At 74.6% G+C, this 15,206-nt stretch carries 14 protein-coding genes; 7 read left to right on the top strand and 7 right to left on the bottom strand.

All coding sequences use genetic code 11. The features are described 5' to 3' along the window. The first annotated feature begins 3 nt into the window (after positions 1-3). On the top strand, positions 4-387 hold the full coding sequence (locus ACWDVG_RS29395; RefSeq protein WP_041131554.1) for a helix-turn-helix domain-containing protein: 384 nt from the start codon (positions 4-6) through the stop codon (positions 385-387). A gap of 330 nt (positions 388-717) precedes the next feature. Then, positions 718-990: a hypothetical protein gene (locus tag ACWDVG_RS29390; protein ID WP_451703647.1), complete on the top strand. Its 273-nt coding sequence runs from the start codon at positions 718-720 to the stop codon at positions 988-990. Between the two features lie 45 nt (positions 991-1,035). Here ACWDVG_RS29390 and ACWDVG_RS29385 read toward each other — a convergent pair whose 3' ends face one another. Next, on the bottom strand, positions 1,036-1,842 hold the full coding sequence (locus ACWDVG_RS29385; RefSeq protein ID WP_451703646.1) for a DNA-formamidopyrimidine glycosylase family protein: 807 nt from the start codon (positions 1,840-1,842) through the stop codon (positions 1,036-1,038). A 161-nt stretch (positions 1,843-2,003) separates the two neighbouring features. Next, positions 2,004-6,653 carry an Lhr family ATP-dependent helicase gene (locus tag ACWDVG_RS29380; protein ID WP_451703645.1) on the bottom strand — a complete coding sequence of 1,550 codons (4,650 nt, stop codon included), beginning with the start codon at positions 6,651-6,653 and terminating at the stop codon, positions 2,004-2,006. A 101-nt stretch (positions 6,654-6,754) separates the two neighbouring features. On the opposite strand from ACWDVG_RS29380, the gene ACWDVG_RS29375 reads away from it, so the two are divergent. Genes ACWDVG_RS29375 through ACWDVG_RS29365 form a run of 3 tightly spaced genes read left to right on the top strand, consistent with a single transcriptional unit; the run spans position 6,755 to position 8,764 of the window. Continuing rightward, positions 6,755-7,633: an AraC family transcriptional regulator gene (locus ACWDVG_RS29375; protein WP_451703644.1), complete on the top strand. Its 879-nt coding sequence runs from the start codon at positions 6,755-6,757 to the stop codon at positions 7,631-7,633. Between the two features lie 10 nt (positions 7,634-7,643). After that, positions 7,644-8,459, top strand: coding sequence for an AzlC family ABC transporter permease (locus ACWDVG_RS29370; protein WP_451703642.1), 816 nt, complete (start codon positions 7,644-7,646; stop codon positions 8,457-8,459). Continuing rightward, on the top strand, positions 8,456-8,764 hold the full coding sequence (locus ACWDVG_RS29365) for an AzlD domain-containing protein (RefSeq protein WP_451703640.1): 309 nt from the start codon (positions 8,456-8,458) through the stop codon (positions 8,762-8,764). The genes ACWDVG_RS29370 and ACWDVG_RS29365 overlap by 4 nt, the downstream gene beginning before the upstream one ends. Before the next feature lie 180 nt (positions 8,765-8,944). On the opposite strand, the gene ACWDVG_RS29360 is transcribed toward ACWDVG_RS29365, so the two are convergent. Further along, positions 8,945-9,862, bottom strand: coding sequence for a hypothetical protein (locus ACWDVG_RS29360; RefSeq protein WP_451703638.1), 918 nt, complete (start codon positions 9,860-9,862; stop codon positions 8,945-8,947). A gap of 79 nt (positions 9,863-9,941) precedes the next feature. Here ACWDVG_RS29360 and ACWDVG_RS29355 point away from each other — a divergent pair, with 79 nt between their 5' ends. Then, positions 9,942-10,136, top strand: coding sequence for a DUF3046 domain-containing protein (locus tag ACWDVG_RS29355; protein ID WP_451703636.1), 195 nt, complete (start codon positions 9,942-9,944; stop codon positions 10,134-10,136). A gap of 309 nt (positions 10,137-10,445) precedes the next feature. Further along, positions 10,446-11,582: an AI-2E family transporter gene (locus ACWDVG_RS29350; RefSeq protein ID WP_451703662.1), complete on the top strand. Its 1,137-nt coding sequence runs from the start codon at positions 10,446-10,448 to the stop codon at positions 11,580-11,582. 32 nt (positions 11,583-11,614) lie between these two features. Here the strand turns inward: ACWDVG_RS29350 and ACWDVG_RS29345 are convergent, their stop codons facing one another. The 4 genes from ACWDVG_RS29345 to ACWDVG_RS29330 all read right to left on the bottom strand — a co-directional run bounded on the left by ACWDVG_RS29345 (position 11,615) and on the right by ACWDVG_RS29330 (position 15,181). Next, a complete protein-coding gene (locus ACWDVG_RS29345) occupies positions 11,615-12,394 on the bottom strand; it encodes a cytochrome d ubiquinol oxidase subunit II (protein WP_451703634.1) in 780 nt (259 codons plus the stop codon). 21 nt (positions 12,395-12,415) lie between these two features. After that, a complete protein-coding gene (locus ACWDVG_RS29340; protein WP_451703633.1) occupies positions 12,416-13,819 on the bottom strand; it encodes a cytochrome ubiquinol oxidase subunit I in 1,404 nt (467 codons plus the stop codon). 148 nt (positions 13,820-13,967) lie between these two features. Continuing rightward, on the bottom strand, positions 13,968-14,636 hold the full coding sequence (locus ACWDVG_RS29335) for a response regulator (protein WP_451703631.1): 669 nt from the start codon (positions 14,634-14,636) through the stop codon (positions 13,968-13,970). Continuing rightward, positions 14,633-15,181, bottom strand: coding sequence for a sensor histidine kinase (locus ACWDVG_RS29330; protein ID WP_451703630.1), 549 nt, complete (start codon positions 15,179-15,181; stop codon positions 14,633-14,635). Before ACWDVG_RS29330 ends, ACWDVG_RS29335 begins: the two co-directional genes overlap by 4 nt. Positions 15,182-15,206 lie beyond the last annotated feature (25 nt).

Here is a 15,206-nt window from a genome sequence, read left to right as displayed (position 1 = left end):
CCGATGATCCTGCTCCGTCGCCTGCTGGGTGACGTGCTGCGTCGGCAGCGCCAGCGCCAGGGCCGTACTCTGCGCGAAGTCTCCTCGTCCGCCCGAGTCTCGCTCGGCTATCTCTCCGAGGTGGAGCGGGGGCAGAAGGAGGCTTCCTCCGAGCTGCTCTCCGCGATCTGCGACGCGCTGGACGTACGGATGTCCGAGCTCATGCGTGAAGTGAGCGACGAGCTGTCGCTGGCCGAACTGGCCGAGTCGGCAGCGGCGAGCGAACCGGTGCCGACGCCGGTACGACCGATGCTCAACTCGGTGTCGGTGACGTCGGTGGCCGGTGTGCCCACCGAGCGGGTGACCATCAAGGCGCCCGCGGAAGCGGTGGACGTCGTCGCTGCCTGAACCGAAGCGGGACGGAGCCCCGGTCGGTGCCCTCAGGGTGCCGGTCGGGGCTCCGTTCTGTGCGGGGCTCCGTGCCGTGGGGGCTCCTTTCCGTGTGGGGTGGGATGCGGAGCGTGGTTCGTCCGAGATGCCGGGTTCCGGGGCGGCGTGCCATGGTGGGGTGACGTACGACAGCTTGGAGCCCGCATGTCCGTCGCCCCCGTGTCCGTCTCTGCCCCTGCCGCTGCGTCGATACGCCGGTCCGTGCGCGTCGCGCGCGCCCGCTCTGCCTCCGGTGCGCCCTCCCGCAGGGTGATCCTGCCGGTCTAGCGTCGAACGCAGGAGGCGGCCATGGTACGGCGACGGGTTCCGCTGGTGACGCTCACGCTGATCGCGGTCGGGCTGGCGGCCGGGGGGCTCTGGTGGTGGGCGGTGCTGCGCCTGCTGCTGGCGCCGGGGGAGGCCGGGACGGTCGAGGGGGCGGTGGCCGCGGGCGGCTGGGGGCTGAGCCTGCTGCCGGTGCATGTGGCCGCCTCCACCGGACGCTCCGGCGGCCGGCGCCCGGCCCGTCTCACCAGGGCATTGCGACGCCTCCGCCCGGGCGCGGGATCCGGCACGTCGTGAACGAGGAGGCTTCGGCGGGACGGTACGACCGGACCTGACGGGTCGTCAATTCCGTGTGCCCTGTTGATCCGGGGTGGGGCCGCGCTGGCACCCCGGGCACCAGTAGGTAACGCGCTCGCCCAGCTCGTCCTTGCGGATGGCCGTGCCGCAGCGGAGGCAGGCGCGGCCCGCACGGCCGTAGACGTAGAGCAGGACGCCGGGGTGACGGGTGGTCGTCGTGCGCCGGTCGGGGCGGTCCTTGTTCGCCTCCAGGAGGCGGTGGGCGGTGGCGACCAGACGGGCGGGGACGTCGCCGGTCAGCTCGCCGAACGGCAGCCAGGGGGTGACCCCGGCGAGGAACGCCAGCTCCGACTTGTACACGTTGCCGATGCCCGCGAGGTTCCGCTGGTCGAGCAGGGCCTCGCCGAGGGTGCGCGAGGGGTCGGCGGCCAGGCGGCGCACCGCCTCCTCCGGGTCCCAGTCGGGGCCGAGCAGATCGGGGCCGAGGTGGCCGACCACCCGGGGCTCCTCGGTGGTACGGAGCAGCTCCAGGACCTGGAGGCGGTAGCCGTACGCGGTGTGCTCGGCGTTCCCGAGGATCGCCCGGATCTGGTGCTCGGGGCCCGCCGGGCGGCTCCCGGTGGCGTACACCAGCCAGGCGCCCTCCATCCGCAGATGGGAGTGGAGGGTGAACCCGCCCTCGATGCGGGCGAGCAGGTGCTTGCCGCGCGGGGTGACGTCGAGGAGGGTGCGGCCCGTCAGGTCGGCGGTCGCGAACCGGGGCACGCGGAGGTCCGTGCGCGTCAGGACCCGCCCGGCGAGCGCGTCGTGCAACCGGTGGGCCACGTGCCAGATGGTGTCTCCTTCGGGCATGGGCCCATCATGCCGGGTGCGGAGGTCGGGGTGGGGCGCGGGGCGTGAGCGGTTGCGGGGTGGCGGTGCCGGGCCGGTGGCAGCGGGCGCGGGCGCGGGCGCGGGCCGACGGTGCCGAGCGGGTGGCAGCGGGCGCGGGCCGACGGTGGCGCGGGCGGGGGTCAGGGTCTCAGGCGCAGGCCTCGCGGGGTTGCCAGGAAGCCGGCGGCTTCCAGGGTGCGGGCGAACGGGGAGGTCAGGGCCGTGGCGCCGTTGATCCGCTCCACCGTGACCGTGCCGAGCGCGCCCACCCGCGCCGAGGCCGCCAGCGACTCGGCCGCCGCCGTCAGCGCGGGATCGTCCGGCTCCGTGGGCCAGCAGAGCAGCGACTTCCCGCCGCGCTCCATGTAGAGCGTGAGCTCGCCGTCGACCAGGACGACCATCGCGCCCGCCTTGCGGCCCGGCTTGTGCCCGGCGTCGGTCGGCGGCTCGGGCCAGGAGAGCGCCGCCCCGTAGGCGTTCGCCGGATCGGCGGCGGCGAGCACCACCGCGCGGGGGCCGGAGGCCGCCTCGGCGCCCCGGTCGCGGGCGGTCGCCGCGGCCCGCAGCCGGTCCACCGCCCCGTCCATCGCGAACTGGGCCGCGCCCAGGCCCTCCACCACGTAGCCACGGCGGGCCTGGCCGCTGTCCTCGAACGCCGACAGGATCCGGTACACGGCGGAGAAGCCGCCCTCCACGCCCTCGGCGGCCACCGCGCCCCGGGTGACGACGCCGTGCCGGTCCAGGAGCGTGCGCGCGAGCGCGTGCGCCCGGTGGGTCGGCTCCGGCTCGGCCGGAGGCAGCAGCGACCAGCGGCCGGAGACCGTGGGCGGGCCGGTGCGGGAGGCGGTCCTGGCGGCCGCCGTCAGCGTTCCGTACCGTCCTCGGGGGACCGTCCGCCGCGCGCGGTGGGCCGTCGAACCCGCCGTGCGGCCGGAGCCGAGCAGGGAGCGCAGCGGGGCCAGGGAGTCGTTGGTGAGGCGGCCCGACCACGCCAGCTCCCAGAGGGCGTCCGCGAGCTGCGGATCGGTGGCGTCCGGGTGGGTGGTGGCGCGGATCTGGTCGGCGATCTGCCGGAAGAACAGGCCGTAGCCGCCGGAGAGCGCAGTGAGCACCGACTCGTGGAGCGCCGACAGCTCCAGGGGATGCGCGGGCGGCAGCAGCAGCGGAGCCGCGTCGGCGAGGTAGAGGGAGACCCAGCCGTCCTTGCCGGGCAGGGATCCGGCCCCGGCCCAGACGACCTCGCCGGTGGTGGTCAGCTCGTCGAGCAGCGCGGGGGAGTAGTCGCGGACCCGCGACGGCAGGACCAGTTTCTCCAGGGCGGAGGCCGGCACGGGGGCGCCCTGGAGCTGCTCGATCGCGCGGGCGAGGCCGTCGATGCCGCGCAGGCTGTTGCCGCCGAGGTGCTGCCACTGCGGCAGGAAGGTCGCCAGCGCAGCCGGGGGCACCGGCTCCAGCTCGTGGCGGAGAGCCGCGAGGGAGCGGCGCCGCAGCCGCCGCAGGACGGCGGCGTCGCACCACTCCTGGCCCATCCCGGCGGGGTGGAACTCGCCCTGGACGACCCGGCCGGCCGCCGCCAGGCGGTGCAGGGCGCCGTCGGTGACCGCCGCGCCGAGGCCGAACCGGCCGGCGGCCTGTGAGGAGGTGAAGGGCCCGTGCATGCGCGCGTACCGGGCGAGGAGGTCGCCGAGCGGGTCCTTGACCGGTTCGGTGAAGGCCTCGGGGACACCGACGGGCAGCGCCGTGCCGAGGGCGTCCCGGAGCCTGCCCGCGTCCTCGATAGCCGCCCAGTGGTCCGCCCCGCCGATCCTGACCCGGATCGCCCGCCGGGCCCGGCCGAGGTCGGGCGCCCACTCGGCGTCCGCGCCGCGCTCGGCGAGCTCCGCGTCCGTGAGCGGGCCGAGGACCCGCAGCAGGTCGGCGACGCCCTCGACGTCCTTGATCCGCCGGTCCTCCGTCAGCCACTGAAGTTCCCGCTCCAGCTCGGCGAGGACGTCCGCGTCGAGGAGTTCCCGCAGCTCGGCCTGGCCGAGGAGTTCGGCGAGCAGCCGGGAGTCCAGGGAGAGCGCCGCCGCCCGCCGCTCGGCGAGCGGGGAGTCGCCCTCGTACAGGAACTGCGCCACGTACCCGAAGAGCAGCGAGCGGGCGAAGGGGGAGGGCTCCGGGGTGGTGACCTCGACCAGGCGCACCCTGCGGGCCTCGATGTCCCCCATCAGCTCTTCGAGCCCGGGGACGTCGAAGACGTCCTGGAGGCACTCGCGGACCGCCTCAAGGACGATCGGGAAGGAGCCGAACTCGCTCGCCACCTGGAGCAGTTGCGCCGCGCGCTGACGCTGCTGCCAGAGCGGGGTGCGCTTGCCCGGGTTCCGCTTCGGCAGCAGCAGGGCGCGGGCCGCGCACTCCCGGAAGCGGGAGGCGAACAGCGCGGAGCCGCCCACCTGGTCGGTGACGATCTGCGCGACCTCGCCCTTGTCGAAGAGGGCGTCGGCGGCGCCGATCGGTGCCTGGTCGGCGTCGTACGCCGTGTCCTGGTGGCGGCCGGGGTCCACCGGCTCGTGGTCGAGCAGGTCGAGGCCCATCTCCAGGCCCATCAGATCCGCGTCCGGCAGACGCAGCACGATGCCGTCGTCGGCGTGCATCACCTGCGCGTCCATGCCGTACCGCTCGGCGAGCCGCGCGCCGAGGGCCAGCGCCCAGGGCGCGTGCACCTGGGCGCCGAACGGGGAGTGGATGACGACCCGCCAGTCCCCGAGCTCGTCCCGGAACCGCTCCACCAGGATCGTCCGGTCGTCCGGGACGTGGCCGCAGGCCTCGCGCTGCTCCGAGAGGTACGCCAGGACGTTGTCCGCCGCCCAGGCGTCGAGTCCCGCGGTGATCAGCCGCAGCCGGGCGTCCTCCGCGCCGAGGGCGCCGATCTCGCGGAGGAACGCCCCCACCGCGCGGCCCAGTTCCAGCGGGCGGCCCAGCTGGTCGCCCTTCCAGAACGGAAGCCTGCCCGGCACCCCGGGAGCCGGCGACACCAGGACCCGGTCGCGGGTGATGTCCTCGATCCGCCAGGAGGTCGTACCGAGCGTGAAGACGTCGCCGACCCGCGACTCGTACACCATCTCCTCGTCCAGCTCGCCGACCCGGCCCCCGCCCTTCTTGGGGTCGGCGCCCGCCAGGAAGACGCCGAAGAGGCCGCGGTCCGGGATCGTGCCGCCCGACGTGACGGCGAGCCGCTGCGCGCCGGGGCGCCCGGTGACCGTCCCGGCGACCCGGTCCCACACCACGCGCGGGCGCAGCTCGGCGAAGGCGTCCGAGGGGTAGCGCCCGGCCAGCATGTCGAGCACGGCCGTGAACGCCGACTCGGGCAGGGCGGCGAACGGCGCCGCCCTGCGCACCACCGCGAGCAGCTCGTCGACCTGCCAGGTGTCGAGGGACACCATGGCGACCAGCTGCTGCGCGAGGACGTCCAGCGGATTCGCCGGGATCCGCATCGACTCGATGGAGCCCGAGCGCATCCGCTCGGTGACCACGGCCGCCTGCACCAGGTCTCCCCGGTACTTCGGGAAGACCACGCCCGTGGAGACCGCACCCACCTGGTGACCCGCGCGGCCCACCCGCTGGAGCCCGGAGGCCACGGAGGGCGGCGACTCGACCTGGACGACCAGGTCCACGGCGCCCATGTCGATGCCGAGCTCCAGGCTGGAGGTGGCCACCACGGCGGGCAGCCGGCCCGCCTTGAGGTCCTCCTCGACCTGGGCGCGCTGCTCCTTCGACACCGAACCGTGGTGGGCGCGGGCGAGCAGGGGCGGAGCGCCCTTGGCGGCCCCGGACTGGGCCATGAGATCGGCCGGTGGAGACCCCTCCGGCGGGGCCTCGCCGGTCGCCCGCTCGTACGCGATCTCGTTCAGCCGGTTGCAGAGGCGCTCGGCGAGCCGCCGCGAGTTCGCGAAGACGATCGTGGAGCGGTGGGACTGGACGAGGTCGGTGATCCGCTCCTCCACGTGCGGCCAGATCGACGGCTTGTCGGCGCCCTCCCGGCCCTCCGACGCGGGGGAGCCGCCCAGCTCGCCCATGTCCTCGACGGGGACGACGACGGAGAGGTCGAACTCCTTCCCTGACGGCGGCTGGACGATCTCCACCGCGCGCCCCGGCGACAGGTAGCGCGCCACCTCGTCCACCGGCCGGACGGTGGCGGACAGGCCGATCCGGCGCGCGGGGCGCGGCAGCAGTTCGTCGAGGCGCTCCAGGGACAGGGCCAGATGGGCGCCCCGCTTGGTGCCGGCCACCGCGTGGACCTCGTCCAGGATGACCGTCTCCACGCCCGACAGCGCGTCGCGCGCGGCCGACGTCAGCATGAGGAACAGGGACTCGGGCGTGGTGATCAGGATGTCCGGCGGGCGCGTGGCCAGCGCCCGGCGCTCGGCGGGCGGGGTGTCTCCGGAGCGGATGCCGACCCGGATGTCCGGCTCGGGCAGTCCCAGCCGGACCGACTCCTGGCGGATGCCGGTCAGAGGGGAGCGGAGGTTCCGCTCGACGTCCACCGCCAGCGCCTTCAGCGGGGACACGTACAGCACGCGGCAGCGCTTGCGGGCCTCGGCCGGCGGCGGGGCGGACGCCAGCCGGTCCAGGGAGGCGAGGAAGGCGGCGAGCGTCTTGCCCGAACCCGTCGGCGCGACCACCAGGACGTCCGAGCCCGCGCCGATCGCCCTCCAGGCGCCCTCCTGGGCGGCCGTGGGCGCGGTGAAGGCCCCGGTGAACCAACCACGGGTCGCGGGGGAGAACGAGTCGAGCGCGGACCTGACCATGCCCCCCATCGTGCACCCCGCCACCGACAAGCGCCCGGACCTGTGGAAAACCCGTGGGCCCCGGACGGCGCCCGGACGCCCCGGAGCCGCAGAATGGGGACATGGCGAGCGGTGAACGGGCACGGTACTGGCAGTACGCCGAGCTGCCGGGGGTCGACCTCCTGCACGCCCACTACGTCCGCAAGGCCTTCGCCCGGCACACCCACGAGACCTTCGTCTTCGCCGCGATCACCGAGGGCGTCGAGGCCTTCCACTACCGCGACGAGCTGGTGTACGCGGCGCCCGGCCAGATCGCCCTCGTCAACCCCGACACCCCGCACACCGGGCACGCGGGGGTCCCCGAGGGCTGGACCTACCGGACGATCTACCCGGACGCCGACCTCATACGGTCCATCGCCGCCGACACCCTCTCGTTGCGCGGATCGGTCGGCTTCACGTCGCCCGTGGTCGACGACCCGGAGGCCGCCCGGCTCGTCGTCGGCGTGCACCGGGCCGCCGAGGAGGGCAACGCGCTCGCCGCCGACAGCCTGCTGCGGCTGGTGACCGCGCGCGTGCTCCGCAGCCACGGCGGGCTCGTCACCCCGCTGCCGCCCCGCTCGGCCGGGGCGAGGAACGCGGCACGCGCGCGTGCCCTCCTGGAGGAGCGGATGGCCGACCCGCCGACCCTGGAGCGCCTCGCCGCCGAACTGGACACCAGTCCCTTCGCGCTGCTCCGCGCCTTCCGGGAGGCGTACGGCATGCCGCCGCACACCTGGCTGACCGACGCGCGCGTGCGCAGCGCCAGACGGCTCCTCGACGCCGGTACGTCTCCGGCGGACGCGGCCGTCGCCGTGGGGTTCACCGACCAGCCGCACCTCAACCGCCACTTCACCCGCAGCGTCGGCGTGCCCCCGGGCGCGTACCAGCGCGCGCGGGGCGTGCGGGGCGTGCGGAGGCCGGGCGCAAGAACGTACAAGACCGGGTCGAAGCCGGAGACGTAACGTCCCTCGCGTGGCAGAACAGACAGCACCTCACGTCGTACGGGAAGGGCCGCCCGCCCCGCCCGCCAAGCAGGACACGGCGGCCAAGCCGGACGAGGCCGTGAAGCCGGACGCGGCGGTCGTCCGGGACGCGCTCGGCGTCGGGATCGCCGTCGGGCTCTCCGGGTTCGCCTTCGGGGTGACCTCGGCGGGCTCCGGGCTCAGCCTGCTCCAGACCTGCGCGCTCAGCCTGCTCGTCTTCACCGGGGCCTCGCAGTTCGCCCTCGTGGGCGCCCTTGCGGCCGGCGGCAACCCGTTCACGGCCGCCGCGGGCGCGTTCTTCCTGGGGACCCGCAACGCCTTCTACGGGCTGCGGCTCTCCCAGCTCCTCGCCCTGCCCCGGCTCGCCAGGCCCTTCGCCGCGCAGTGGGTGATCGACGAGACGACGGCGGTCGCGCTCGCGCAGCCGTCCCGGCGGGCGGCCAGGATCGGCTTCACCGTCACCGGCCTCACGCTGTACGTCCTGTGGAACCTGACCACGCTGCTCGGCGCGCTGGGCGCCGAGGCGATCGGCGACACCGCCGCCTGGGGCCTCGACGCGGCCGGGCCCGCCGTCTTCCTCGCCCTGCTCGCCCCCATGCTGAAGTCGGCCACCGAGCGGGCCACCGCCGGGATCGCCGTCCTGCTCGGCCTCGGGCTGCTGCCCGTGCTGCCCGCCGGGGTGCCCGTCCTGGCCGCCGCGCTGGCCGCGCCCGCGGTGCTCTGGTTCCGGGGCAGGCGGGCGGCCGAGGCCGCCGACACGGCGCCACCCTCGCCCGCCGACACGTCGAAGGAGGACGCCCGATGACCGTCTGGATCGCGATCGGCCTCACCGCCGTCGGCTGCTACCTGGTCAAGCTGCTCGGCCTGCTCGTCCCGGCCGGGGCGCTGGAGCGGCCGCTCGTCCAGCGGCTCGCCGCCCTGCTGCCCGTCGCCCTCCTGGCGGCGCTCACGGCGCAGCAGACGTTCAGCGCGGGCGGCGGGCTCGTCCTGGACGCGCGGGCCGCCGGGCTCGGGGCGGCGGCCGTCGCACTCGTCCTGCGGGCACCGTTCCTGGTCGTCGTCGCCGCGGCCGTCCTGGTCACGGCGGGCGTACGGGCCCTGGGCGGGTGACGCGGGGATCGGTGCCGTAGCCGGGTAGCCGGGTAGCCCGGTAGCCCGGTAGCCCGGCACCCGACCCGTGTCCGCGCCTCCGGACCCCGTGTCCGGACGTACCTCCGGCCGCGCTTCCGGGCCCCGCGTCCGGACGTACCTCCGGCCGCGCTTCCGGACCCCGTGTCCCCGCTTCCCCCGTCAGTCGATGGGCCGGCCGTGCGCGCGGAGCGTGCGCAGCGCCTCGACCGTGACGATCGGCCGCCATTCCAGGGCGGAGCCCGGCGCCCAGGTGCGCCAGGCGACCGGCCAGCCGCCGTCCTCCGCCTGGTCGGCGGCGAGCCGGTCGAGCGAGCGGGCCATCTCGGCGTCCGTGAACCAGCGCCTCGCCAGGGAGTCCGGCACGCGCGCGTAGTCGTGCGGGAAGTGGCGCTCGCCTGGCGCGTACCCGTCGGGGACCGGCCAGTCGTCCTCCCGGTCCGGCTCCAGGACCGCGAGCCGCTGCTCCCGCACCAGCCGGCCCAGCCGGTCCGCGGCGGCCTCGGCCCTGGCCCGGTCGGGGGCCCCGTCCAGGAAGGCGACGGCGGCCTCAATCTCGTACGGGTGCGACTTCTCCAGGCCCTCCACCGCCGCCCAGCAGTACTCCGTGGCGCGGAAGAGCCAGGCGTGCCAGACCTGGTTGCGGTGGAGCAGGCCGACCACGGGGCCGGTGGAGAGCAGCGCGCTCGGCGGTGCGTCGACGACGGGGACGTAGGGCGCCGAGGGGTAGTCGCGCTGGGACGGGTGGACCGCGGGGAGCGCGCCGTCGTGGGTGGAGACCTCCGTGAGGTAGCGGCAGATCCGCTCCACGCGCAGTCCGCCGCAGCGGCCGACGGAGTCCAGGACGCGCAGGGCGTGCGCGGTGTGCAGCGGCTGGCTCACCGGGCCGCGGAAATCGGGTTCGAGGGCGTGGCCGTAACCGCCGTCCTCGTTGAGGTACGCCGTGAGGGCCGTCTCGACCTGCTCCGCACCGCCGTTCAGGAAGTAGTAGGCGAACCGGCGCTGTTCGAGGACGCGGGCCGTCAGCCAGATGAAGCGCTCGGCGCGGGCCCGGGGTGTCGGGGAGGGATTTTCGGCCATGTTCCGACGGTAGGGCGGAACGGGCCGGTGACAAGGGCCGCGGGCCGGGCTGCACTCTTGGGAGCGCGATACTGGTGTCATGCGGTTGACGATTTTCTGGGAGCGGATGGCGGACCACTTCGGTCCGTCGTATGCCGAGTCCTTCGCGCGTGACCATGTGATGTCGGAGCTCGGGGGCCGGACGGTACGGGAGGCACTGGACGCCGGCTGGGAGGCGAAGGACGTGTGGCGCGCGGTCTGCGCCGCCGTCGACGTACCGGCCGACAAGCGCTGAACGGGGCGGGGGGCGACAAGCGGGGATGTGAGGGGTCCCGGGTGGAATGTCCGAGCGGTGCGGGAGACTGACGAGGTGGCCCCGACTGACGACGACACCGTGAAGACCGAGACCGACACGTCCGAGACCGACACGTCCGAGAAGCCGGAGAAGCCCGAGAGCGGAGGGCCCGAGGCCGAGAAGCCCGGGACCGGGTCCCGGAAGTCCGGCACCCACGAGGCCGGGAAGACCCCGCCCGCTCCGGCGTCGGCCGGGAGCGGCGGAGCGCCGCCCGGGGAGCCGCCGACGGCCACGGCCCCGGCGGCGCGCATGCCGCGCTGGCTGCCCCGGGCGCTGGTCCTCGCGCTCGCCCTCTACGCCTGCTTCCAGTTGGGCAGCTGGGCCTTCCACCAGCTCGTCGGCCTCCTCGTCAACGTCCTGCTCGCCTTCTTCCTCGCCCTCGCCATCGAGCCGGCGGTCGGACGGATGGCGGCGCGCGGGATGCGCCGCGGCCTCGCCACCTTCCTCGTCTTCTTCGGCGTCCTGGTCGTCGGCGTCGGCTTCGTCGTCCTCCTCGGTTCGATGCTCGCCGGGCAGATCGTGGCCATGGTCGAGGACTTCCCCCAGTACCTCGACTCGCTGATCAAGTGGATCAACCACACCTTCCACACGGACCTGTCGCGCGTCGAGGTCCAGGACAGCCTGCTGAGCTCCGACTGGCTCCAGAAGTACGTGCAGAACAGCGCGTCCGGGGTCCTCGACGTCTCCGCCACCGTCCTCGGCGGCCTCTTCCGCCTCCTGACGATCTTCCTCTTCTCGTTCTACTTCGCGGCCGACGGGCCGCGGCTGCGGCGCGCGCTCTGCTCCGTCCTGCCGCCCGCCCGTCAGGCCGAGGTGCTGCGCGCCTGGGAGATCGCCGTCGACAAGACCGGCGGCTACCTCTACAGCCGCGGCCTGATGGCCCTCATCTCCGGTGTCGCGCACTTCGTGCTCTTCGAGATCCTCGACGTGCCGTACGCCCCCGCGCTCGCGGTCTGGGTGGGCCTGGTCTCGCAGTTCATCCCGACCATCGGCACCTACCTCGCCGGCGCCCTGCCGATGCTGATCGCCTTCACCGTCAACCCCTGGTACGCGCTGTGGGTCCTCGGCTTCGTCGTGGTCTACCAGCAGTTCGAGAACTACGTGCTCCAGCCCAAGCTGACCTCCAAGACCGTCGACATCCACCCCGCCGTGGCCTTCGGCTCGGTCATCGCGGGCACGGCGCTGCTCGGCGCCGTCGGCGCGCTCATCGCCATCCCGGCGGTGGCGACCCTCCAGGCCTTCCTGGGGGCGTATGTGAAGCGGTACGACGTGACGGACGACCCGCGGGTCCACGGCCACCGGCGGTACGGCGAGGCGGTCGTGGCGCGGCTCCAGAAGGCGCTCCACCACAAGAAGGGGGAGGCGCCCGGACCGGAGGGCCACTGACCCCGCCGCCCCGGCCGGCCGCCCGTCGGCGCTCACAGGTACGAGGGGCCGGTCACCCGGTGCCGGAAGGCGTGCCAGATCCAGGCCTGGACGCCCACCAGGAGCGGGGTGACGACCAGCAGGGCGGGGACGAGCAGGGTGAGGGTCGCGGCCGAGGCCGCCCGTTCGGCGAGCGGCAGAGCCGTCCCCGCCGCGAGCGGCAGCCCGGCGAGGAGGAGGCCGGTCAGGGCGAAGGACTGCCACGGGCGGCCCGCGCGTCCCACGAGCCGACGGGCCCGCTCGTACGGCACTCCGGTGAGCCGGAGCGCGGCGAACCCCAGTCCGTGCGCGGCGAACAGGGCGGCGACGGCGAGGGCGCCGAGCACGGCGGTCGGGCCGGTGGCGGGGGCGTACGGCCTGACGGTGAGCAGCGCCGTGAGCAGCCAGCCCGCGGAGAGCGCGAGGGCCCAGCTGCCGGCGGTGAGGGCGGCGTCGCACCCGGCGCGCCAGCGGGGCCCCGGGCCGCGGCCGCGCGACCACAGCGCCGCGTCCCGGACGATCCAGCCGGCCAGGAGCGCGACGAGCACCGGGGCCTGGCCGGTCAGCAACTCCCCTTCGAGGGCGGGGAAGCAGCCGACGAGCACGCCGGCCGTGGCGACCAGCCAGACCTCGTTCCCCAGGAAGAACGGGGCGAACGCCGCGATCACCAGCCGACGTTCGCGGTCGTCGCGGCCGAGCCAGGGGGTGAGCATGCCGGTGCCGATGTCCGCTCCGGCGAGGACGAACCAGCCGGTGGCGAAGAGGGCGAGCAGGCAGACGGCCAGGGTCTCCACGGTTCCTTCTCTCCTGGTCGGTCAGTAGCGGGGGGCGGGCAGCGCGTCGCCGGGATCGGGCGCAGGGGGGCGCGGCGCGGTCCCGTCGGTCGGCCGGTCGGTCGGCCGGTCGCCCTGGTCGTCGCCCCGGTCGCCCTGGTCGTCGCCCCGGTCGTCGACCCGGGCGGGGACCCGGTCGTCGTGGCCGAGGCCGCCGTCGACGGGGCCGCGCCGGGCGTGCCGGGCGAGGAGCCAGGCGTTGAGGAGGGCGAGGAGCACGAAGAGCGTGGTGAAGACGGTCAGCGAGAGGCGCATGGTGCCGGCGGAGAGGTCCGAGACGGCGTCCTCCGTCTTCAGCAGGCCGTGGACGACCCAGGGCTGCCGGCCCGCCTCCCGGAACACCCAGCCACTGATCATCGCCAGATAGGGCAGCGGCACGGCCGCCATGAGCACGAGGTGCCAGAACCGGAAGCGGAAGACAACCTTCCTGAAGCAGGCGAGGATCACCCCGGCGAAGCAGAGGTACATCATCAGCCCGAAGCTGATCAGCATCACCAGGCCGCCGCCCCGCGTCCAGGCCTCCGACGGCACGTAGTCACCCGGGCCGAAACGTGCCGTCAGCTCGGCCTGGAGCCGCGCGATCTCGGCCGTCTCCGCGCTGAACACGGCCGCCTTCATGGGCTGGAAGGAGGCGAGGGCGCCGAACTGGAGGCCGCCGAAGACGGCTGCCAGCATCAGCGCGGGCGCGGAGAGGAACACCCCGATCCGCAGGCCGCGGCCGAAGAACTCCCCGTCCTGGCTGCGCCGGAACAGGTGGTACGCGCTGACGCCGGCCATGAAGAACCCGGCGGTGAGCAGCGCGCCCGCGAGCACGTGCCCGAACGCCAGCAGCGCGGAGGGGTTGGTCAGGACGGCGACCGGGTCGTCGAGGACGAGCTCGCCGTCCTCGGAGCCGTACCCCACGGGGTGGTTGAGGAAGCCGTTCGAGACGAGGATCCAGTACGCCGAAAGGTGGGCCGTCAGGACGACGATCCAGATCGCGGCCAGATGGGCCCAGCGGTTCAGCCGGTGCCAGCCGAAGATCCACAGGCCGAGGAAGGTCGACTCGACGAAGAAGGCCACGATCGTCTCGACGGCGAGGGAGGCGCCGAGGATGTTCCCCGCCTCGTGGGTGAGGCCGCTCCAGGCCATGCCGAACTGGAACTCCATCACCAGACCGGTGACGATGCCGACGGCGTAGTTGATGACGTACAGCTGCCCCCAGAACCGCACCATGCGCACGTCCAGCGCCTTCCCGCCGAACGTGGCCTTCGTCTGGAGCACGGCCACGACCGTGGCGAGTCCCAGCGTGAGGGCGACGAAGAGGAAGTGGCCGCCGGCGGTGAGGGCGAACTGCAGCCGGGCGAGATCGAGTACGTCCTGGGGGACGGCGGGGTCCTGATGCACGCCGCCCAGCCTCGGCGTACGGCCGGGGCCCGCGCGTCGGCCCGGAGAGGACACCGGCCGTACCCCAGGGGTTGCGCCGCTCCACGCGCGCGTACCCCCCGGGTTGTCCCCGGGGGCACCGGCCCCCTAGGGGGCGTCCGACCGGAGGTCAGGCCAGCCAGCCGGGGGTGATCATCCCCGTCTCGTACGCGAGGACCACCAGCTGGGCCCGGTCGCGTACCGCCAGCTTGGTCATGATCCGGCTGACGTGGGTCTTCGCAGTGGCGGGGGAGAGGACGAGCCGGCCGGCGATCTCGTCGTTCGACAGGCCCGCGCCCACCAGGCCGAGCACCTCGCGCTCCCGCTCGGTCAGCGCGTTCAGCCGGGGGCTCGGGTCGGGGCGGCGCTCGGCGCGGCCGGCGAACTCGGCGATGAGGCGGCGGGTCACGGCCGGGGCGATCAGGGCGTCCCCGCGGGCCACGACCCGGACCGCGTGCAGCAGCTCCATCGGCTCGGTGTCCTTGACCAGGAAGCCGGACGCGCCCGCGCGCAGCGCCCCGTAGACGTGGTCGTCGGCGTCGAAGGTGGTGAGGACGACCACGCGTACGCCGTCGAGCCGCTCGTCGGAGCTGATCCTGCGGGTGGCTTCGAGGCCGTCGAGGACGGGCATCCGGATGTCCATCAGGACGACGTCCGGGCGCAGTGCGCGGGCGAGGGCGATCGCCTGCTCCCCGTCGCCCGCCTCGCCGACGACCTCCATGTCCTCCTCGTCCGAGAGGATCGACCGGAACCCGGCGCGGACCAGGGTCTGGTCGTCGGCGAGCACGACACGGATCATCGGGAGTCCCCCTCGGGTGCGGGTGCGGGTGCGGCTCTTGTTTCGGTGGCGGGTGCGCGCCCGGCGTCGGCGCGGGCTTCGGCTTCGGTGGCGGGCGGGGTACGCAGGGGCAGCCGGGCGTCCACGAGGAAGCCCCGGGGCGCGCGAGCGGCCTCCTCGGGGGCGCCGCTGGCGGAGATCGTGTCGCAGGTGTTGCCCGCGGTGAGGTCGCCGCCCAGCGCGCGTGCCCGTTCCCGCATGCCCTGGATGCCGCTGCCGGTCGGGCGGCCTTCGGGCGCGCCGCCGCCGTCGTCCGCGATCCGCAGGCGTACGGCCTCCGGAGCCCAGTCCAGCGTGATCGTCACCGTCCGCGCGCCCGAGTGGCGGGTCGCGTTCGTCAGGGACTCCTGCACGATCCGGTACGCCGCGAGGTCGACCGGCCGCGGCAGCGGGACGGGCTCGCCGGTGACGCGGGTGCGGACGTCGAGGCTCGGGGGGGGGGGGCGCGGGGGGGGGGGGGTGGGGGTGGGCCCCCTGGGGATCGGAGTAGCAATAAAAAATAACATGTTTTTGTTGTTCTTGGTGATCTTT

The sequence above is a fragment of the Streptomyces sp. NPDC003327 genome, from assembly GCF_053589515.1.
Note: the sequence above shows the minus strand (reverse complement) of the source record. Positions and strands in the feature narration are given on the sequence as shown.

Excerpts from the sequence above, each read along its gene's own strand:
- ACWDVG_RS29395 (WP_041131554.1), top strand. The coding sequence starts at position 4 with ATGATCCTGCTCCGTCGCCTGCTGGGTGACGTGCTGCGTCGGCAGCGC.
- ACWDVG_RS29390 (WP_451703647.1), top strand. The coding sequence starts at position 718 with ATGGTACGGCGACGGGTTCCGCTGGTGACGCTCACGCTGATCGCGGTC.
- ACWDVG_RS29385 (WP_451703646.1), bottom strand. The coding sequence starts at position 1,842 with ATGCCCGAAGGAGACACCATCTGGCACGTGGCCCACCGGTTGCACGAC.
- ACWDVG_RS29380 (WP_451703645.1), bottom strand. The coding sequence starts at position 6,653 with ATGGTCAGGTCCGCGCTCGACTCGTTCTCCCCCGCGACCCGTGGTTGG.
- ACWDVG_RS29375 (WP_451703644.1), top strand. The coding sequence starts at position 6,755 with ATGGCGAGCGGTGAACGGGCACGGTACTGGCAGTACGCCGAGCTGCCG.
- ACWDVG_RS29365 (WP_451703640.1), top strand. The coding sequence starts at position 8,456 with ATGACCGTCTGGATCGCGATCGGCCTCACCGCCGTCGGCTGCTACCTG.
- ACWDVG_RS29360 (WP_451703638.1), bottom strand. The coding sequence starts at position 9,862 with ATGGCCGAAAATCCCTCCCCGACACCCCGGGCCCGCGCCGAGCGCTTC.
- ACWDVG_RS29355 (WP_451703636.1), top strand. The coding sequence starts at position 9,942 with ATGCGGTTGACGATTTTCTGGGAGCGGATGGCGGACCACTTCGGTCCG.
- ACWDVG_RS29350 (WP_451703662.1), top strand. The coding sequence starts at position 10,446 with ATGCCGCGCTGGCTGCCCCGGGCGCTGGTCCTCGCGCTCGCCCTCTAC.
- ACWDVG_RS29335 (WP_451703631.1), bottom strand. The coding sequence starts at position 14,636 with ATGATCCGTGTCGTGCTCGCCGACGACCAGACCCTGGTCCGCGCCGGG.
- ACWDVG_RS29330 (WP_451703630.1), bottom strand. The coding sequence starts at position 15,181 with ATGTTATTTTTTATTGCTACTCCGATCCCCAGGGGGCCCACCCCCACC.